Origin of the sequence: Clostridium sardiniense (assembly GCF_016907995.1) — a bacterium.
In the GTDB taxonomy this organism is placed as follows: domain Bacteria; phylum Bacillota; class Clostridia; order Clostridiales; family Clostridiaceae; genus Clostridium; species Clostridium sardiniense.
Genome location: NZ_JAFBDA010000001.1, coordinates 1 through 22264, shown reverse-complemented (window position 1 = coordinate 22264; position 22264 = coordinate 1). Strand labels below are relative to the sequence as shown.

Annotated in this window: 17 protein-coding genes; 1 reads left to right on the top strand and 16 read right to left on the bottom strand. The window is 30.2% G+C overall.

Annotation, left to right across the window (positions count from 1 at the left end; translation table 11 throughout):
* Positions 1-14: 14 nt before the first annotated feature.
* The 12 genes from JOC62_RS00085 to JOC62_RS00030 form a co-directional block, all read right to left on the bottom strand.
* Complete coding sequence (locus JOC62_RS00085; protein WP_204593119.1) at positions 15-2375, bottom strand: glycogen/starch/alpha-glucan phosphorylase; 2361 nt, start codon at positions 2373-2375, stop codon at positions 15-17.
* Positions 2376-2378: 3 nt separating this feature from the next.
* On the bottom strand, positions 2379-3875 hold the full coding sequence (gene malQ, locus JOC62_RS00080) for a 4-alpha-glucanotransferase (RefSeq protein ID WP_204593118.1): 1497 nt from the start codon (positions 3873-3875) through the stop codon (positions 2379-2381).
* Between the two features lie 15 nt (positions 3876-3890).
* Positions 3891-6011 (bottom strand): TIM-barrel domain-containing protein, encoded by a 2121-nt coding sequence (locus JOC62_RS00075; RefSeq protein WP_204593117.1) that lies wholly within the window; start codon positions 6009-6011, stop codon positions 3891-3893.
* Between the two features lie 23 nt (positions 6012-6034).
* Positions 6035-7051, bottom strand: a complete 1017-nt coding sequence (locus tag JOC62_RS00070) for a LacI family DNA-binding transcriptional regulator (protein WP_204593116.1) — start codon at positions 7049-7051, stop codon at positions 6035-6037.
* A 25-nt stretch (positions 7052-7076) separates the two neighbouring features.
* A complete protein-coding gene (locus tag JOC62_RS00065; RefSeq protein WP_204593115.1) occupies positions 7077-8807 on the bottom strand; it encodes a glycoside hydrolase family 13 protein in 1731 nt (576 codons plus the stop codon).
* A gap of 27 nt (positions 8808-8834) precedes the next feature.
* Positions 8835-9710: a sugar ABC transporter permease gene (locus JOC62_RS00060; RefSeq protein WP_204593114.1), complete on the bottom strand. Its 876-nt coding sequence runs from the start codon at positions 9708-9710 to the stop codon at positions 8835-8837.
* A 1-nt stretch (position 9711) separates the two neighbouring features.
* A complete protein-coding gene (locus JOC62_RS00055) occupies positions 9712-10593 on the bottom strand; it encodes a carbohydrate ABC transporter permease (RefSeq protein WP_204593538.1) in 882 nt (293 codons plus the stop codon).
* Positions 10594-10707: 114 nt separating this feature from the next.
* Entirely contained in the window at positions 10708-11919 is a 1212-nt protein-coding gene (locus JOC62_RS00050; RefSeq protein WP_204593113.1) for a sugar ABC transporter substrate-binding protein, read from the bottom strand.
* A gap of 41 nt (positions 11920-11960) precedes the next feature.
* Positions 11961-13070 carry an ABC transporter ATP-binding protein gene (locus JOC62_RS00045; protein ID WP_204593112.1) on the bottom strand — a complete coding sequence of 370 codons (1110 nt, stop codon included), beginning with the start codon at positions 13068-13070 and terminating at the stop codon, positions 11961-11963.
* A 302-nt stretch (positions 13071-13372) separates the two neighbouring features.
* A complete protein-coding gene (locus JOC62_RS00040; protein ID WP_204593111.1) occupies positions 13373-14095 on the bottom strand; it encodes an ATP-binding cassette domain-containing protein in 723 nt (240 codons plus the stop codon).
* Positions 14082-14768: an amino acid ABC transporter permease gene (locus tag JOC62_RS00035; RefSeq protein WP_204593110.1), complete on the bottom strand. Its 687-nt coding sequence runs from the start codon at positions 14766-14768 to the stop codon at positions 14082-14084. Before JOC62_RS00035 ends, JOC62_RS00040 begins: the two co-directional genes overlap by 14 nt.
* A 73-nt stretch (positions 14769-14841) precedes the next feature.
* Entirely contained in the window at positions 14842-15654 is an 813-nt protein-coding gene (locus JOC62_RS00030; protein WP_204593109.1) for a transporter substrate-binding domain-containing protein, read from the bottom strand.
* Between the two features lie 275 nt (positions 15655-15929).
* Between JOC62_RS00030 and JOC62_RS00025 the strand changes: the two genes are divergently transcribed.
* Entirely contained in the window at positions 15930-17018 is a 1089-nt protein-coding gene (locus JOC62_RS00025; protein ID WP_204593108.1) for a P-loop domain-containing protein, read from the top strand.
* 61 nt (positions 17019-17079) lie between these two features.
* On the opposite strand, the gene JOC62_RS00020 is transcribed toward JOC62_RS00025, so the two are convergent.
* The 4 genes from JOC62_RS00020 to JOC62_RS00005 form a co-directional block, all read right to left on the bottom strand.
* The gene (locus JOC62_RS00020; protein WP_204593107.1) at positions 17080-19179 is read right to left on the bottom strand and encodes a HelD family protein; all 2100 of its coding nucleotides are present in this window, start codon (positions 19177-19179) and stop codon (positions 17080-17082) included.
* A 26-nt stretch (positions 19180-19205) separates the two neighbouring features.
* Entirely contained in the window at positions 19206-21242 is a 2037-nt protein-coding gene (gene ftsH / locus JOC62_RS00015; RefSeq protein ID WP_204593106.1) for an ATP-dependent zinc metalloprotease FtsH, read from the bottom strand.
* A 30-nt stretch (positions 21243-21272) separates the two neighbouring features.
* Positions 21273-21818, bottom strand: a complete 546-nt coding sequence (gene lepB, locus JOC62_RS00010; protein WP_204593537.1) for a signal peptidase I — start codon at positions 21816-21818, stop codon at positions 21273-21275.
* Positions 21819-21895: 77 nt separating this feature from the next.
* Positions 21896-22117: a DUF3006 domain-containing protein gene (locus JOC62_RS00005; protein ID WP_204593105.1), complete on the bottom strand. Its 222-nt coding sequence runs from the start codon at positions 22115-22117 to the stop codon at positions 21896-21898.
* Between the last annotated feature and the right edge of the window lie 147 nt (positions 22118-22264).

Sequence of the window (22264 nt, the reverse complement as noted above, 5' to 3'; positions counted from 1 at the left end):
ACTTCTCCTAAATACTACTTTGTATTTTCAGTCTGATTAATTCCCCAAATATCTTTGCTGTACTCTAATATAGTTCTATCTGAAGAGAATGTACCTGCATTGCAAGTATTTTCAAAGCACATCTTAGCCCATCTCTTCTTATCTTTATAAGCCTTAAACACTTCATCTTCAGCCTTTTTAAATGCTTCAAAGTCTGCTAATAAGAAGTAACCATCACCTTCTTCAATTAATGAATTGTATAAATCCTTAAATAATCCAGTTCCTCCATCACTAAATGTTCCATCTATTAGTGAATCTATTACTTTCTTAAGTGAAGGATCTTTTTTGTAGAACTTCTTGCAATCATACTTTCCTTTTAAAGCTTCTATATCTTCAACTCTTAGTCCAAAGATAAAGTTATTTTCTTCTCCACTTTCTCTTACTATTTCAACATTTGCACCATCATAAGTACCAAATGTAGGAGTTCCATTTAACATAAACTTCATGTTACCTGTTCCTGATGCTTCCTTACCAGCTGTTGAAATTTGCTTTGAAAGATCTGCTGCTGGGAATAATTTTTCAGCATAAGAAACTCTGTAATTCTCTACGAATACAACCTTTATCTTTCCATCTATGTCCTTATCATTGTTTATAAGCTTTGCAACTTCGTTAGTAAATTTAACAATAGCTTTAGCTCTTCTATATCCCGGGAATGCTTTAGCCCCGTATATAAATGTTGTCTTTGGAATATCAAGCTTTGGATTTTTCTTTAATCTATAGTAAAGGTCCAATACATATAATGTATTTAATAATTGTCTTTTGTACTCATGTAATCTCTTTATTTGAATATCAAATATTGAATCTGGATCAATTTCTATTCCTTCTGTTTCTTTAATATATTTAGCAAGCTCTTCTTTCTTTTCATGCTTTATTTCCATGAATCTATTTAGAACTTCTTCGTCATCTTTAAACTTTTCAAGTTCTTTAAGTTTTCCTAAATCTTTAACCCAAGATTCATCTCCTAAAAGCTCTGTTATAAATGAAGATAATTGTCTATTACATAATCTAAGCCATCTTCTTGGAGTTATTCCGTTAGTCTTATTTTGGAACTTCTCTGGATATAGCTTGTACCAATTATTAAGTTCGATATCCTTTAATATATCAGTGTGTAACTCTGCAACACCATTAACTGCAAATCCTATGTGGATTGCAAGGTTTGCCATTCTAGTCACTCCATCTTTAACTATTCTAAATTCTTCTATTTCTTCTTTTGAATAGCCTTTTTTCTTTAATTCATTTATAAATCTTGTATCAATCATCTTGATTATTTGCACTATTCTTGGGAATAAAGCTACCATTAATTTATTATCCCACTTCTCAAGTGCTTCTGCTAATATTGTGTGATTAGTATATGCAAATATACCCTTTGTTATATTAAGTGCCTTATCAAAAGATAATCCATAATCATCTACTAATATTCTTATAAGCTCTGGAATTGCAAGGACTGGGTGAGTATCATTTAATTGAACTGCATGATATTTATGAAGCTCATCAAAATTTTCTCCATGAAGTTTTATATGATTTCTAATTATATCTTGAAGTGATGCACTTACTAAGAAGTATTGTTGCTTAAGTCTTAATAACTTTCCAGCTTTCATATCATCATTTGGATATAATACTCTTGATATATCATCTGCCTTGTTTTTAAGCTCTACTGCTTTAGCATATTTACCTTCATTAAATGCATTAAAATCAAACTCTTCTATTGGCTCACATTTCCATAGTCTTAAAGTATTTATATTTTTACTCTTATATCCTATTATTGGTGTATCATAAGGAATTGCTTTAACATCCATTCCCTTAAACTTAACTATTACTTCATCTTTATCTTTTCTTATGCTCCAAGGATCACCATGAGTCAACCAGTTATCTGCACATTCATATTGGAATCCATCTTCAAAGTATTGCTTAAATAATCCATTTGAATATCTAATTCCATAACCTCTTAAAGGTACTTCCATTGATGCTGCTGAATCCATAAAACATGCAGCAAGTCTTCCAAGACCTCCATTACCAAGTGCTGCATCATCTTCTGCTTCTTCAATTACATTTATATCTATATTTAATTCTTTAAGTAACGCTTCTACTTCTTCATATAACCCTAAGCTTATTAAGTTATTACCAAGTGCTCTTCCCATTAAATATTCTGCTGAGAAATAATAAGCTTGTTTACCTTCTTCATAAACTTCTTTTGTATTATTCCAATCATCTACTATAGTTTCCATTAAAGCTGATGAAAGACTACTAAATATTTGACCTGCATCTGCTTCCTCTAATCCTACTCCATATCTAATTTTTAATTCTCTTTCCATGCTCTTTTTTAATTCTTCTCTCATCTTTTATAGCCTCCCATATAACTTTGTTAAATCGTATATTTTTTTTGCTAGTTCATCAGTTAGTTGTCCTGGTTTTATTCTCCACTCCCAGTTTCCACCTAGAGTTGAAGGTATATTCATTCTAGCTTCACTACCAAGGTCTAATAAATCTTGCATAGTAGCTACTGATAAAAAGCTTACTGAACTCCAAATACCTCTTATAAAACCAAAACTTACTCCCTCTTCTTCATTTAATGATAAGTACTTCTTCGCTTTTTTAATTTCTTTTTTTGAAGTATTATTTTCAAACCATCCGAGTACTGTATCATTATCATGAGTTCCTGTATAAGCTACAGAATTATTTATATAATTATGAGGTAAATCAGTACTATCTTCCCCACCAAATCCAAATTGAAGTACTTTCATTCCAGGAAATCCACTTTCATTTCTAAATTCTATTACCTCATTTGTCATAAATCCTAAATCTTCTGCAATTATATTTACATCTCCTAAAGCTTCTTTAATTGCATTAAATAATTTAATTCCAGGTCCTTTGACCCATTCTCCATTTACTGCTGTTTCATCTCCATAAGGTACTTCCCAGTAAGATTCAAAACCTCTAAAGTGATCTATTCTGACCATGTCATAAAGCTTTAAGCTTTCTCTTATTCTAAGAATCCACCATTTATATCCGTCTTTATCCATAGCATCCCAATCATATATTGGATTTCCCCATAATTGACCTGTTACTGCAAAAGCATCTGGCGGACATCCTGCTACAAATTTTGGCGTATTATCTTCATCAACTTTAAACATCTTTGGATTACTCCACATATCAGCACTATCTTCTGCAACATATATTGGAATATCACCTATTATTTCTACTCCATTATAATTTGCATATTCTTTAAGCTCATTCCATTGTTTAAAGAATATGAATTGGATAAAGTTATAATATTCTATCTCATCTTTAAGCTCTTTTTTGTATTTATTAAGAGTTTTTTCTTCCCTATTTTTTATATCTTCATCCCACTCTTGCCATGAAACTAAGCCAAAGCTTTCTTTTATAGCCATATATGAGCTATAATCTTCAAGCCAGAATTTATTTTCTTCTTTAAATCTTTTATATCTAAATTCTTGATATCCATTTAACTTTTTACTCTTAAAGTTTTCAAATGCTTTTTTAAGAATTTCATTTCTAAGTTCAAATATTAGTCCGTAATCTACAACCTCTAGATCATCTCCAAAATTTTTATCAATATAATCTTCCTCTTTAAGAAGTCCTTCGTCACATAATATTTTAAAATCTATAAAATGTGGGTTTCCAGCAAAAGCTGAAAAACATTGATAAGGTGAATCCCCATAGCTAGTATGACCAAGGGGTAGTATCTGCCAGTACTTTTGACCTGCTGCTACAAGAAAATCTACAAATTCATAAGCTTCTTCTCCCATGGAACCGATTCCGAATTTTCCATTGAGAGAAGAGATATGCATTAATATCCCACTACTTCTCTTTCTCATAATTTTTATATCCTCCTAAAATTCATAACACTTTTTAATGTTATCCTTATCCTTTGATATTACTGTAATATTTAGTTTCTTTACATTAGTTTGTCCTTTAACTTCACAATTTACATTAATATCTCCATCTTCATTCTTTATTTCTATATTAATGTTATTATAGACACCTTTTATATACTCTTTTGACTTTCCATCATCGTCATAAAGCATATAGTTTGCTCTATCTTCTAAGAATACTGTAACATCTAATTCTTCATTCTTTATACTTTCTACATTCTTTGCTGAATCTCCTAAAATTAGTATCTTATCTTTTCTTATAAAGAATATAAATTCATCAATATCAGCTTCTATATAATAATGTCCTTTAGTCATTACCTCATAATTAATTTCATCTAATGATTTTGCCTTCGCCATAAGCATGTCTTCTGGTAAATATACATATCTACCTTTAGCATTTTGCTTAATAATTGGTGCAAGCATTAATGAATCACCTAAAAGTATTTGATCTTCTACACCTCTTGAAATTTCATCATTATAATCAAAACTTAACGGCTTAAACATAAGTTCATTATTTATTGCTGCCTTCATATACTCACTATATAAATAAGGAATAAATCCATATCTAAATTCTATAAGCTTCTTAAGTATCCCCTCTGTTTCTTCTCCCAAAGCAAATGGTTCTTGCTTTCTTGTTCCCATAGCTGAATGATTTCTAAATAACGGAGTAAATATGCTAAATTGGAACCATCTCTTCATTAAGTCCTCAGTACAATTTCCTCCAAAACCACCTGTATCAGCTCCGGTATAAAGATAACCACACATATTTAAATTTGGCATCATTTTTACATTCATCTCTAAATGCTCCCAAAGTGATGTATTATCTCCAGTCCAAATACCTCCATATCTATGCATGCCTATTGATGATGCTCTTGAGAATAATAAAAATCTTTTATTACTATCAATACTTTCTAAACCTTCTGCTGCTGATCTTGTCATATTATGACCAAATAAATTATGAACATCGTTATGCTTTATTATATTTCCATCCATATTATGATAGAAACTATTATAATCTGCTTGGCTATTACTTAGTCCTGTAAATGCATCTTTTAATGCAAAGAAACTATAGATATCTAAATTCTTATTTTTACTTTCTTCTACTTTTTCATAGGCCTTTTTTAGTCCTTCTTCTGAATAGAATATAGCTGGTTCATTCATATCATTCCAAAAACCATCTATTCCCTTATCTACTAACCATTTATACTTCTTTCCAAACCAAAGCCTTGCTTCGCTATTTAAGAAGTCTGGAAAATGAACTCTTCCTGGCCATACTGCTGCTACAAAAGGTTTTCCATCTTTATCTTTGCAATAGTAACCTTTTTCTACACCCTCTTCATAAATATCATATCCATCTTCAATCTTAACTCCTGCGTCTATTATAGGGATTAGTCTTATTCCATCCTTTTTCATATCAGATACCATCTCTTCAAAGTTTGGAAATGCTTCTCTATTTACTGTGAAATTTTTAAATCTTTCCATATAGTCTATATCTAAATATATGCAATCTATAGGAATATTCTTTTCTCTAAATTTATCACCAAGAGTTCTAACTTCCTCTTCATCCTTATAACTCCATCTACTTTGTTGATATCCAAAAGCCCACTTTGGAGGAACATAACTTTCTCCTATAAGTGCTCTAAATTCTCTTGAAATATCATTTAAATTATCACCATCTATTATATATAAATCGTAGTTATTTCCTTCTACATCAATATATAATTTTTCATTATTAGAATATCCAACATCAAATTTTACTTTAGCTGGTGTATCTATAAGTACTCCAAAACTTCTATCTACTCCATGTATAATTAAGAAATTATGAGCTCCATATAGTGATCTTTTATCCTGAGCGTGATTTGGATCATCTGAACAATAACTTTCAAATATCCAACCTCTTTTATTTATGCCTCTAACATTTTCTCCAAGACCATAAACCAAATCTTCTTTTTTAAATTTAAGTGTTAACTTACCATTCTCATTAAAAAAGTATGGTATTTTCCCATTTTCTGTCTTTATATCTTTAATAACAGAATTACAATCTACTATCTTTCCAAAAGAAAATTTTCTTATCTTCATATATTCTCACATCACTCTCTAAACTATATTCTTTTACAAGATTCTCTTTCAACTAATTTAGTGTCTAGTACTACATGCTTATTTTCTGAATTGTTCTTTATTAAATCAAATAACATATCTACACTTTGTTCTGCCATCTCTCTTCTTGGCTGTACTATTGTAGTTATTGAAGGGTTATAAAATTCTGCTATATCCATACCATCAAATCCAAGTACCGATATCTCATCTCCAACTTTAATATTATTATCAATTAAAGCTTTTACACATCCAGTTGCCATAATATCCGATATACAAAAGATTGCATCTATTTCTTTATTATTTTTTATAAGTTCTTCTGTAACATCATAAGCACCTTTTGCACTATATTTACCATATACTTTATATTCATCTTTAACTTCTATTCCATTTTTATTTAATGCATCAATATATCCTAGTAATCTTTCTGATCCAAGTCCAGCATCTTCTTTCAATCCAAGAATAATTGCAATATTCTTATGTCCTGTATCTATTAAATATTTAGTTGCATTAAAAGCTGATTCTGCTTGTTTTATACCTATTGAAGAAAAATTATTAGCATCTGTATCATAAGTACAGTTTGTAGATGCTAATACTAAAGGAATATTTATATCCTTAAAAGTATCTTCGCAAACTTCTTTTATATCGCATCCTAAATATATTATCCCTTGAAGCTTTCTTTCTTTTTCAAGTTCTATTAAATTTCTGACTTCTGCTGTACCACTAGCTGAATAGTCCGTATGTCTAAGTACCATAGTACATCCATTTTTAGTTATTCTTTTACTTATTACATCTATCATTTCTGAGAAAAACGGATTGAATACCCCTCTCACTAAAACTCCAATGGTATTAGAATTAGATTTCTTTAAATTCCTCGCACTATTATTAGGTATATAATTACTATCTTTTATTATTTTCTTTATTCTCTTTCTAGTCTCATCTTTTACATCTGGATGATTATTTATAACTCTTGAAACAGTTCCAACTCCAACTCCAGCAATTTTAGCTATATCATTAATATTCATGTCTTACGTCCTCTCAAACCTTGTATTATTTCTTCTTTAAAATTATATATGATAAAGGCTTTACTATAATTTTATCATTACAATTTATAGTAATATTATTACACATATCTATATAATTTCCTTTTATATTTAAAGAAATTTCTGATATTTTTTCATCATTGTTTATAATTACAATAGTTTCTTCATCATATAATCTTCTTCTAAAAGAAATTACATTACCTTCTTCATGTAGGCACTTATAGTCGCCATGAATTAATGATTTATTTTCTTTTCTTATTTTTATAAGATCTTTATAATGATCTAAGACTTCTTTATTTTGATTTTCTTCTTCCCATGGCATACATTTTCTGCACTGTGGATCATCTCCACCATCTATTCCAACTTCGTCTCCATAATAAATATATGGAACACCAAGATAGGTAAATTGGAATGCTATAGCAAGTTTCATTTTTTGAATATCATTCTTGCATTCTGTTAAAAATCTAGCTGTATCATGACTTCCAAATAGATTCCAAAGTTGTCTTGTTATACTTTCCATATAAATGTATCTATTCATTGAAAGTGCATCATTTAATTCTTTTGCATCTATAGTTCCTTTTGCAAAGAAATCAACCATAGCATGTTTAAATGGATAATTCATAATGGAATCAAGTTGCTCTCCTCTTAAGAAAGATACTGCTTCATGCATGATTTCTCCAATAAGAACTGCATCTCTTTTTACCTCTTTTATTCCAACTCTCATCTCTCTCCAAAATCTATGATCTACTTCATCACAAACATCGAATCTCCATCCATCTATATCTACTTCTTTAATCCAATACTTAGCTACATCAATAAAGTATTTACGAACCTTCTCATTATTAGTATTAAGTTTTGGCATATTCTTAACATCATTTGCAAATGTATAGTAATTCACTTTATCTTGATCTATAGGCAATTTATCTATATGATACCAATCTCTATATTCGGAATCCTTTCCATTTCTAAGTATATCTTTAAATGCAAAGAATTCATCTCCTGTGTGATTAAATACTCCATCTAATATAACTTTAATGCCATTCTCATGTGCCTTCTTAACTAGATTTTTTAAATCCTCTTTATCTCCAAACTGTGGATCAATTTTATAATAATCATTTATATTGTATTTATGATTACTTGGAGACATAAATATTGGGGTCATATATATAAGATTTACTCCAAGATCTTTTAGATAATCAATCTTGTTAATTATTCCTTTTAAATCTCCACCAAATATTGATTTAGTATCAACCTTATCTCCCCATTTTTTTATTCCTTTAGGATCGTTTTCTTTATTACCGTTACAAAATCTATCAGGAAAAATTTGATAAACAACTGCTTCTTGAAGCCATTTTGATTCTTCATAGACATCAGCTTCTCCTATATATGCATATTGAAATGGTATAAGGTCTGCTTCTTTATTCCCTATATTCTCTCTATATCCACGTTCATCATAATAATGGATCTTTCCCTCTAAATCTGTAATTTCAAAATAGTATCTATATCTATTTCTAAATACCTTTATATCCGCTGAATATATTTCTATAAGATTATTATCTTCAAATAAATTCATCTTAACTGTCTCATATGGACTTTTAAAATCATATCGACACCTATAATAAAGTTTAACCTCTTTAATATCATCTTTTGCAACTCTTAATGTTATTCTTAAGGTATCTTTATCAATTGCATATGCATAAGGTACATCTGGTATATGATAAATAGCTTGCTTATTCATAACATCCTCCTAAAACTTTAACGTATATTATTCTTTAACTGCTCCTGCAACTAATCCTTTTGATACAAATTTTTGAATTGCTGCAAACATTATTGCAAGTGGAATTGTTGCCATTACTGATGCTGCTGCATATGCAGTCCAGTTTGCTGAAACACCACTATCCATGAATGATTTTAATCCTATTACTAAAGTTTTAACGCTTGGATCTTTAAGTAATGCTGCTGATAAAATAAATTCACCAAATGTTCCAATGAATGAAAAGAAGAATATAACTACAAGCATTGGTTTAGTTAATGGTAATATTATTTTTCTAAATATTTGTCCATGTGTTGCTCCATCAACAAGAGCTGATTCATCAAGTTCTTTAGGTAATCCTTGAATATATCCTTTCATAAGCCAGATATTATAAGCACTAGCACCACACATTACAAGAACTAAGAACCATAGATTATCCATTCCCCATGGAAGCTTGTATGCAACTCCTAAAATAGCAGGTAATGCCATAGAAGCTGGGAACATTTGAAGTATTAAAAGGAACATAAGACTATACTTTTTACCAGTAAATCTTAATCTACTAAATGTATAAGCTGCTGGTAATGTCATTAAAACTTGAGCTAATGCAACAAATAGACATACTTTAAATGTATTCCATACCCATAATAAGAAATCAGTTTCCTTAAGTACAAATGCATAATTTTCAAATGTTATCTTACTTGGTATTATACTGCTTTGTGTAAAGCTTGTACCTTCTGAAAGTGATGCAGTAACTATTGCAAGCACTGGGAATAATACTACTGCTATACTAAGCCAAATAAATATTCTACTTATCAAAAGCGTAACTTTTTCAGGTTTAGTTAATCTTCTCTTATGCTTATATTTCTTATTCTTATTTAAACTCATCATATTAATCCACCTCTTTAAATTGGCCAGATGCTTTCATTTGAACAAATGCTATAGTTCCTACTATTATGAATAGTATTATTGAAAGTGCTGCCCCTAAATCAAATCTTCCAAATTGAATTGTCATTTTGTAAGCTGCTGATCCAAGTACATCAGTATAACCTGCAAATGGTGAATCTGGTCTTACTGGTCCACCACCTAATAAAAGGTATGCTGCTGTAAAGTTACCAAAATTAAATGACCATGATCCGATTAAAAGTGGAAATGCAGTATTTGCAAGAGATGGTAGTGTTATTTTAAAGAACTTTTGTACAGGTGTTGCGCCATCTATACTTGCTGCTTCATAATATGTTTCAGGAATTGCTGCAAGAGCTCCTATACATACATTCATCATATATGGGAAACCAAGCCAAATACTTATAAGTACTATTGCTGTTCTTGCTGCCCATGGCTCTGTAAGCCACATGATAGGTTCTGCTATTATATGAAGATTCATTAATATTCCATTTATAGCTCCATATTGGCTATTTAAAAGTCCTGTGAAAGAAATTATAACTATAGTTGCTGGTAATGCCCAAGGTATTACTAAAAAAGCTTTATATATAGCTGATTCCTTCATATTCTTATTTGATAGAATTAATGCATATATTAATCCAACAAAAAAACCACCAAAAGTTATTATTGTTGTTGAGACTATTGTCCATCCAAATACAGGTAAGAATATTTCTTTTAGTGGACCTGTTATAATATCTGCAAAGTTTTTAAGTCCAACAAACTTCCATCCTGTATTAAGTGTTTTTATATTATAATTTGTAAATGCTATTACTATAGTACATATAATCGGAAGTACAGTTAATATAATCATACTTATTAGTGACGGCGACATAAACTTTAAAGCTCTTAGGTTATCTTTATATGTTATCTTTTTCTTGCTCACTATATTCACTCCTTAAATTAATAAGGGAGAGAAGTTCCTACCTTCCCTCCCCCGTCTTAGATATTATTGTCCTTGTGTTTCAATACCTTTTTTAATTGCACTAACAACATCTTTTCCTACTGTAGCTGGGCTTTCACCTTTGTATAATCTTGTGATTTGGCTAGTTGCATTCCATACAGCTTGCATTTGTAAGATATTTGGCATAGGTACAGCTGTCTTAGCTTGATCTATAAATCCTTGGAAGTATTTATTATCTTTAACAGCTTGTGAATTTAAAACATCTTTTAATACTGGTATTCTGTTACCTGCTTTAAATAATGCTTCTCCTTCATTATCAACAATGTATTTTAATAGATCCCATGATAAGTCTTTATTCTTTGATTTTGAACTTACTATAGCGGTTTGTACACCTAAGAATGATTTATATCCTTCACCCTTTATTGTTGGAACTTTAGCTACACCAAAGTTCATTCCTGCTTTTTCAAATTGAGCTATATCCCATGGTCCTGAAATATAGAAGGCTGACTTACCATCTTTAAAGTTTGATGATGCAATATCACCAGTTATATCAGCTGGCATTAATTTATCTTTTAATACTAAATCTTGTAAGAATTGATATCCTTCTTGTGCTCCCTTATTATCTAATCCTATATCATTTGGATCATAATTTCCTGGTTTTCCACCAAATATATATCCACCATATGATTGAATAATTCCGCCTGTTATATAGAAGTTTCCTAAATCAATTTGGAATCCATTGTTATTTTCTTTTGCTACTTTAACTAATTCATCCATAGTCTTAGGTGCTTCTTTAACCTTATCTTTATTGTAGAATAATGCTACTGTCTCTTGTGCTAAAGGTACTGCATAATTCTTTCCATCAAATGCTGTTGCATCCCAAACACTATCACTTGTGTATTTACTCTTATCAAATTTTCCATCTGGTACTTCTTCTAATAAACCAGCTTCTTTAAATGTTGCTAGATTATCGTGAGGCATACCTATATATACATCTGGTCCTTTACTTGAGTTTGCAGCTTGTAAATAATCTTGGAATTCACCTTCATCATTTACTACTTTTACGGTATTTCCTGTACTTTCTGCCCATTTCTTAGCTGAATCCTCAATAACCTTCATTTCATCTTCTTTTACTTTTGTCCAAATAGTTATTTCTTGTCCTTTTGTTGAGGCTTCTTTTGATCCTCCGCACCCTACGAATAATGATCCTGTTACTACTACAGCCATAAGGCAAGCAATAAGTTTCTTTTTAACCATGTTAATCCCTCCAAAAATCAATAATACTTTTATCAAAAATCTTAGAAAATAGTTATTTGAGTTTCTTTATCAAAAGCATGTATATCATTGATATCAAATGCTATTTCTAACTTTTCTCCTATGGCCTTCTCTGTGCCACCCTTTGCTTTTATAACGATATTTCTATCTTGAACTTTTACGTGAATGAATACTTCTCCACCTAAGTTCTCAGTTAATTCAACTACACCTTCAAATTTTAAGATATTTTCTTTTTCCATATCTTCAGGCATGTATAATATTTTTTCTGGTCTTATTCCAATTATTAAATCTATTTTATCTTTTTTAATTTGTTTTAATTTTTCCGTATTCTCTTTTGATAACTCTACTCCTATATCATTTATCTTTATATAAGATTTATCATTTTTAAATTCTGCACTACCATACAAGAAATTCATTTGTGGATTTCCTATAAATCCAGCTACAAACATATTTACAGGATTGTTATATATCTCAGTTGGAGTTGCAACTTGTTGAATTTCTCCATCCTTCATAACAACAATTCTAGTTCCAAGTGTCATAGCTTCTGTTTGGTCATGTGTTACATATATAAAAGTAGTATCTAGTTCTTTATATAATTTTGATATCTCTATTCTCATTTGAACTCTAAGTTTTGCATCTAAATTTGAAAGAGGCTCGTCCATTAAGAATACTTGCGGGTTTCTAACTATTGCTCTTCCCATGGCAACTCTTTGTCTTTGTCCACCTGAAAGTGCCTTCGGTTTTCTATCTAATAGATGCTCTATATCCAAAATCTTTGCTGCTGCTTTAACCTTTTCATCTATTTCATCTTTTGAAACCTTTCTAAGTTTCAATCCAAATGCCATATTTTCATATACTGACATATGAGGATATAGTGCATAATTTTGGAATACCATTGCTATATCTCTATCTTTGGGCGGTGAATCGTTTACAAGCTTATCGCCAATATACATATCACCTTTGCTTATATCTTCAAGTCCTGCAATCATTCTTAATGTTGTTGATTTCCCACATCCTGATGGACCAACAAACACTACAAACTCTTTATCCTTTATCTCTAGATTAAAATCTTTTACTGCATTAAATCCATTTTCATAAATTTTATAAACATCTTTTAAAATAACTCCAGCCATATTAAACCTCCCAATCAAATCTGGAAACCTTTCCAATTAACTTAAAAAAATTATTATCTATATAACGCCTCTAAACTAATATAAATTCTTTTTACTTTGGAATCCTTTCCAAAAGGTTCAAAATAAAAAATGTCATTTTATTAGTTTTCACCTTAGAAAACGTTTCCTTGAATTAAGAATACCATCTTTCCTTTACAATTTCAACCACTTTTTTAATATTTTTTTAATTTTTTATAATTAATATAAATAGAGAGTTTTTTTTCTCTCTATTTATACTTATAATTTTTTATTTATACATATATCTATAAAACTTTAGATAAAAAACTTATAGTTCTTTGATTTTTAGTATTATTAAATATTTCTTCAGGACTTCCGCTCTCTACTATATTACCTTCATCCATAAAAATAATCCTATCCCCAACTTCCTTTGCAAATCCCATTTCATGCGTAACTATAATCATTGTCATTCCATCATTTGCAAGAGATTTCATTACACTTAAAACTTCTCCAACCATTTCAGGATCTAAAGCTGATGTAGGTTCATCAAATAACATTACGTCAGGCTCCATAGCTAATGCTCTTGCAATTGCTATTCTTTGTTTTTGCCCACCTGATAGTGAATTTGGATAAGCATCTTTCTTTTCAAGAAGTCCAACCTTTTCCAACAGTTCTTCGCCCTTCTTTGTTGCCTCATCCTTTTTCCATCCTTTAACGTTCATTGGAGCCATTATTATATTTTCCATAACAGTTTTATGTGGAAATAAATTAAATTGCTGGAATACCATCCCCATCTTTTCTCTAATCTTATTTATATTAATCTTTTTATCTATAATATTATTTCCTTCAAATATTATTTCTCCACTTGTTGGCTGCTCTAAAAGATTTAAACATCTTAAAAATGTACTTTTACCTGACCCTGAAGGCCCTATTACAACAACAACCTCTCCCTTCTTTATCTCTTCATTTATTCCTTTTAGAACTTCATGTTTGCCAAAAGATTTTCTAAGTTCCTTAACGTATATCACTAGCCTTCAGCCTCCTTTCAAAATATGCCATAAGTCTTCCAAGTGAGAAAGTCATAATAAAGTATAATACACCTATTACCATAAGTGGTTCAAAAACTAAATAAACTGATCCTTTTACTATATCTGCACTAAACATAAGCTCTCCAACTCCAATAAATGAAGCCATTGAAGATTCTTTTATTACTGCAACAAATTCATTTCCTACCGCTGGCATAATATTTTTAACTGCTTGTGGAAGTACAACCATCTTCATAGATTGAACCTTTGTCATTCCTAAACTTCTAGCAGCTTCCATCTGCCCTTTATCTACAGCATCTATACCTGCTCTTATAATCTCAGATACATAAGCTGCTGAATTTAATGAAATCGCAACAACTGCTGCTGTAAGTGGACTAAAATCCCACCCAAAGAATAATGCTGATCCTGAATACACCATTAAGATTTGTAATATCATCGGTGTTCCTCTAACTATCTCTATATAAATAGTTGCAATCCATAATAATGGCTTTAATTTACCTATTTTAAAATTAACAGTTTTCATAAAATATAAAACCGATCCAAATGCAGTACCAAAACATACTGATATAAGTGATATAATTAATGTCATCTTAGCTCCATCCAAAAATACTGGAAAGTATTGTGGAAGAAAACTAAAGTCAAATTGATATCCCATTTTAAAGCCCCCTTTTTAAGATAAGATTGACAATGAATTAATTCATCGTCAATCTTAAATTTCTTTTCATATATTATTTTTGTTGTATTTGTTTTGAAGCTAATTCGTTAGCTTCAACTATAAATTTATCAAGTTCTCCACTATCTTTTAATCTCTTTATTGTCTTGTTTACTTGATCTAATAATTCTTTATTTCCTTTTTTAACAGCAACTGCATTTCCACCTGATTCATCTTTAAATTCTATATCTGACAATACAAGATCATTATTACTCTTAATTGCCATCTCTCCAACTGGTTTCTCAGTGACTAAAGCATCGATTTTACCGGATTTAAGCTCTAATATCAAATTATTAACATTAGATAAAAGTGTTGGATCCTTAGCTTTTATAACCTCTTTAGTTATATCTGCTTGAGTTGATCCCATTTGTGCTCCCACCTTAGCATCCTTTAAATCCTCAGTCTTTTTATATTTAGCTGCATCCTCCTTCTTTACTAATACAGAGTGTTGTGCAGTATAGTATATATCTGAAAAGTCTACTTTTTTTGCTCTTTCTGGATCAGGATTCATTCCTGAAATTATCATATCAATTTGTCCCGCTGGCAATGCCCCAAGAAGTGAATCAAATTTCATTTCTTTAATTTTAAGTGTTGCTCCTAAATCTTTTGCTATCTCTTCAGCAAGTTTAACGTCAAACCCAACAATTGTATCTTTTCCATCTACCATTGCATGAAATTCATAAGGTGCATAATCTGCACTTAGTCCAACTACCAATTCCTTTTTATTTCCTTCATCTGTCTTAGCCTTGTCCCCACAAGCTACTATACTAAATGCCATTACTCCTACTATTGCTACCGCAAATATTTTTTTTAATAATCCTTTTTTCATATCTATATCCCCCTTTTTATTTAAGTGCCTCAATTCATTTACATTTTTAACTTGTTATAAGTATACAACATATATTAATATTTATGCAAGTATTTTTTATTTTTTTTCGTTTTACCCATTATTTTTAAGTATTTATGCATAAATAATGTATATTTACTTAATTTCAATTCATGTAAACATTCCTAAGTACAGTATACTTTGTTGTAGTAACAAATATATTCAAGGCAATATATAATATATTATTTAGAATATATTATATGTAAGAAGGTGGCATTATGAGCAAAGCAAAGAATAGACACATGTTTCTTGGAAACAATACCTCTCAAGGATTTTATTCGTTATTTAAAAATCTAATTTCTCAAGAGAATGCTAATAAAATAATATGCTTAAAAGGAGGGCCTGGAACTGGAAAATCTTCTTTAATGAAAAAATTAGCCTTTTATTTTAAATCTAATTCTTATACTGTAGAAGAATACCATTGTTCTTCAGATGATCAATCACTAGATGCAATGCTAGTTAAAGAACTAAAGGTTGCAATATTAGATGGTACTGCACCCCATACAACTGATCCTGTGACCCCTGGTGCCGTGGATAAAATAATAGATTTAGCTCAAGCTCTTAACCATAAAAACTTAGTTACTCATAAGACTGAAATAATAGATATCGGAAAAGATATAAGCGAAAGTTTTAGTAGAGCATATGCTTTCTTTAATTCAGCTAGTAAAGTCTACTTAGACTGGAGAAATCTTAATAATAACTCAGTAGACAAAGATCTATTAGTTAAATTTGAAGCAACTGTGAAAGGTATAGTTCTTCCAAAGAAATCATCATCTACTTTTGGAGGAGAGAGACATACTTTTGCTACAGCATTCACTCCAAATGGTATAGTTTCTTTTGGTGAAGATTTAGCAAGCTCTGTTGAAAATTTATTTGTACTTAAAGGAGAGCCTGGACTTTCTAAAAGTAATATCTTAAAATCAATTGGAGAATCTGCTCAAAAATCAGATCTTTATGTAGAGTACTATCATCATCCATTATTACCTAATGATATTGAACACATTATTATACCTGAGGAAAACATCGGAGTATTTACTGAAAATGAAATATCAAAACTTAAGATAAACGGAACGGTTTTTGATATGTCATCTCTATGTAATAAACATAAACTTGATAAGTATAAAGATGAACTAGATTTTGATAGATGCGAATTTGATATATTATTAAATAAAGGTCTTTCATTAATCACTGAAGCAAAGCTTCTTCATGATAAACTTGAAAAGCATTATGCTAATAATATGGACTTTGATGTGGTAAATAAAATTTATGATGAAATTATCTTAGAGTTTGAACAGTTTAAAAAGTAATATATATAATCTTAGATTTTTATGTGTTTCTTGATAATAAAAAAAGAGCCTACAGGCTCTTTTATTTTTTATTTTGTTTTATAACAGATAATCTATGAAGTGCTCTAGTACACATAATATATTTAACAAGATTTGGAGTTTCCTCTTCATCTTCTAATATTATTACTCCATCAAACTCTAATCCCTTAGCAAAGTAAGCTGGAACAAGTACCTTGCCTCCTCTATAAATTATATCATTTCTATCAAAGGTAAGAATCTTGACTTTTTCTTTTAAGTTATGAGATATATCCTTAAGTTCTTCTCTCTTTTTAGTTATAACTGCTATACTTTCAAGACCTTCTTCTTCATAATCTTCAATTATTGAAGTTATTGTATCAATTGTCTCCTCAATACTTTCAGTTTCCTCTTCAAGAACCTTTTCTCCATTTCTAACTAATGGTACTATTCTATCCTCATCTACAAATTTACTTGCATATTCCATTATTTCTTGAGTTGATCTATAACTCTTATTTAATGAGAACTCTAAGACATTATCTTTAAATACTTCATCTAATTTCAGCATTGCAGGTATTTCTTTTGTATCAATAAGTCTTTGATTGCTATCTCCAACTATTGTACAACTATTACATCCTGTTAGCTCTTTTAAAACCATAAATTGCATATAGTTATAATCCTGTGCTTCATCTATTACAAGATGTTTATAATCTTTCTTTGTCTTCTTTCCATTTAATTTAATCATTAAATAAAGAATTCCTGCAAGATCCATATATCCTAAAAACTCAGTATTAGTAGCCCCTTTATATATGCTAAGGATACTTTCATGTGATAACCACGCGTCTACTCTATCTCTAGTATTCATTACTTCTCTTACTATTTCTCTTATTCTAATTCTTCTTTGGAAATCTAAATTATTCTTTTCAAAAATAAGATCATCTTCACTTAATTCACTTATCTTCTTTTCTATATCCTTATTTAATTTCCAAACTAATTCATCTCTCTTATCCTTTATTTTTGAAGTTAGTATTCTCTTTACCTTTTCACTTCTTCTAAATAAAGGCATATATGCGTAATGATCAGTAAATAAAGCCTGTATCTCATCTTTAGATACTATTTCTTCTCCAAAGAATTTTACTGGCTCAATATTAAAATAAGTACTATTCATATCATTAACTATATCATCAAGCTTTGAAACAAATCTTTTTGAGCTCTTTTCTTTATATTCTTCAAGAGCCTTTTCATTCCCTTTCATAGCTTCTTCTATATAATAAGAGAATTCAGTTATATCTTCTTCTAGTCCTATCTCTCTTCTTGCAAAAGCTTCAAATGTCATATTATCTATTCCATCTTCTCCAAGTGAAGGCAAGACTCCAGCAATATAATCCATAAATATATCATTTGGCCCTAAGATAAGTACTTTATCACCAAATTGCTTTCTAAAGTTATATAAAAGATATGATATTCTATGAAGTGCTATTGTAGTTTTACCTGATCCTGCAACTCCGTTTACTACCACAGCTTTATCTTTAGGAGCTCTTATGATTTCATCTTGCTCCTCTTGAATTGTCATTACTATATCCTTAAGCTTTTCTCCAGCATTGCTAGTTAAAACCATTTGAAGAATATCATCTTTTACATCAACTGCTGAATCAAATATTCCCTTAAGCTCACTATTTTTAACTATAAGCTGTCTTCTTGCCAATATATCAGCTTCTATATCACCAACTGGTGACTCATATGATGATTTTCCAAGGCTTCCTTTATAAAATAGTGATGCAATAGGAGCACGCCAGTCAACTATAACTGGCTCATATGTTCCTTCTTTAGTTAATCCGAATCTACCAATATAGATCTCTTCTGGAGTACTATCTTCTATAAAGTCTATCCTTCCAAAATAAGGTGACTCCTTAAGAATAGTATATTCTCTAAGCTTTTTATCAATATTTTTATAAGCTTCCTCTTTTACATAAGCTTCATGGTCAAAATACTCTAATACCCTATCTTCATCATCTCTGTATTCTTCTATAACCTTTTTTCTATAGTCTACGATATATTCTGTTATATATTTTCTTTTCTCTATATAATTTAATATCTCTTCATTTAATATCTTTAAAGTATTCTCTAAATGCTGTTCTTCCATTAGGAAATCTAGGTTATTATTCAAGCGCGCTACATCTCCTTTTTTTCAAATTATTGATTATCTGAACCATCTTGTTCTTTTGAAGAACTCTCATCGTTGTTCTCGTCTATTGTTGTAGTTTTAGTAACTACAGCTTCACTTTCGCCATCTTCATCTATCTTTTCAAGACTTAGAATAGTAGCTTCCCTTTTAATTTCTTTTCTACTTTCTGCAAGCATTTTAGCTTCTTTTCTAGCCTCTTCTTTTATTCTCTCTTCTTCTTCTTTTTTTACTTTCATTTCTGGATATTTATTATATACTATATCCATAAATTCATCACCAAAGATTGTTTCTTTTTCTAGAAGAACATTTGATATCTCATCTAAAAGATCTCTATTATCATGTAATAACTTTCTAGCATTTTTATGAGCTTCTCTTATAATTTTTAAAACTTCATTATCTATCATAGTTGAAGTCTCTTCACTACAATTTCTTACTGCTCTACCATCTAAATATCTATTTTGTATTGATTCAAGAGCCATCATATCAAACTTATCCATACCATAAACAGTTACCATACTTCTAGCTGTTTGCGTTGCTCTTTCTATATCATTTGATGCTCCTGTTGAAACTAAATTAAATACTTCCTCTTCAGCAGATCTTCCACCAAGCATTACTGTAATTTGGTTTAATAACTCTTCTCTTGAAATTAAGTATTTATCTTCTTCTGGTAATTGCATAGTATATCCAAGTGCACCCATTGTTCTTGGAACTATTGTAATCTTATGAACTGGGTCTGCTCCATCTAAAAGTGCTGCAACTAAAGCATGCCCAACTTCATGGAAAGCAACAGCTTTCTTTTCTTTAGGTGATAGAATTCTATCTTTCTTTTCTTTACCTGCTATTATATCTTCAACAGCTTCTCTTAAGTCAGCTTGAATAACTTCTTTTCTTCCTTCTCTAACTGCTCTAAGTGCTGCTTCATTCATTATGTTTGCAAGATCAGCTCCGACAGCTCCTGGAGTACTCTTTGCTATTTCTTCTAAATCTACATCATCTCCAAGTTTTATATCTTTAGCATGAACTTTTAATATAGCCTCTCTTCCTGGGAAGTCTGGTCTATCAACTATTACTCTTCTATCAAATCTACCTGGTCTAAGTAATGCTTTATCAAGTATTTCAGGTCTATTTGTAGCACCAAGTATTACTATACCCTTTGAAGAGTCGAATCCATCCATTTCTGAAAGTAATTGATTAAGAGTTTGCTCTCTTTCATCATTACTTTGTAATTGATTATCTCTACTCTTACCAACGGCATCTATTTCATCTATAAATATGATACAAGGAGCTTTTTCTTGAGCATCTTTAAATAATTCTCTAACTCTTTTTGCACCAGCACCAACAAACATCTCAACAAAGCTTGAACCTGATATTGAGAAGAATGGCACTTTTGCTTCTCCTGCTACTGCCTTTGCAAGTAATGTTTTACCTGTTCCTGGAGGTCCAACTAAAAGGACACCTTTAGGAAGCTTAGCACCTATTTCTGTATATCTTCTTGGATCATTTAAGAAGTCTATAACCTCTTCTAGTGATTCTTTAGCTTCTTCCTGTCCTGCAACATCCTTAAAAGTAACTCCAATTTCATCTTCCATGTAAACTTTGGCGTTATTTTTGCCCATAGACATCATTCCGCCACCCATTTTACCTGCCATCTTTGAGAATAACATTCTCCATACAAAGAACATTAAAAGTATTGGTAATCCGTAAACAAGTAATAAATCAAATACTGGTGATTGTTTAGGATTTTGTCCTGTAACAGTAATATTTGAAGCATTTAACTCTTTAAGTAAATCATCATTTTTTATATTTGCAGTATATAAAGTTTTACCTTTAAATTCATTATCATCCTTTGGTGTTATTATTAGATTCTCATTAGTTATTATAACTTTTGAAATTTGTTTGTCCTTAACCATTTGCTGGAACTCTGTATAACTAATCTCTTTATTCATAGATGTTTCTCTAACATAATTAAAAGACATTATTATAGCTAGAGCTATTATAAAATAAATAATCCCAGCTTTATTTCTTTTTTTATTTTGCTGTTCCATTTAATCCACCTCTTTCTTTAGTATAATTCTCTACTCTAAAAAACCTATGTTATTAAAAGGATAAATCCTTATTTGGGCTTTTCCCTGTATCTTACTTCCATCTATATAAGGATTTTTCCAAAAACGCGAATCATTAGAATTTGCTCTATTATCTCCTAAGAAAAAATACTTACCTTCCGGAACTATATAAGTTCCATATGAATCCATTGGATATTCTACATATGGTTCATCTAACTTTTTCCCATTAACATAGACTGCTGTTCCATCAATTTTGATTGAATCCCCTGGAAGTCCTATAAGTCTTTTTATTACAGTTTCATTAAGCTCATCAGAGTCAAATACAACTATATCACCCCTATGTAACTTTTCTGGATTATAAACCCTAGTTACCAAAAGTCGATCTCCAACCTTTAAAGTTGGTACCATTGAGGAACTTGGGATATATACCTTGAAGATTAAAAAATTATTTATCAATATAGCAAGAACTACTGCTATAAAAACTGGTACAATCCAATCAAAAAAGAAATTCTTCTTCTTTTCTTTAACTTGCTTCTTTCCTCTATCGGATCTTTTCATTGTATAGTCAGTTATCTTTACATCATTTTTTTCTTCTTCTATATTTTGATCTTGTGATGTATTTGGATCTTCGATCATTATTCCACCCATATTCCTTTCATTAACTCTTTAATATCATTCTTACGTTGCTTGGTCATTTCTTTACTATAATAGTATTTATTTTCTTTTTTATATAATACATCTCCATCTTTTGGTGACATATGGACTTCACTTTCATGAACATTAATCATCTCTCCACTTGGAGCTTCCAAAATATAATATTCGCCTTCTTTTCTATCCACTATATATGCGTCTTTCATAAATATATTATCGCCCTCTTTAACCTTTCTAAAACTTGATATTATCATTAATTATATCATATTTTTTTGTCAATTTTCTTTCAGGAGATTTAAATTTATTATAAAGTTAGTTAAGCTTTATGTGTCATATGTGTAAATTTAGAAATT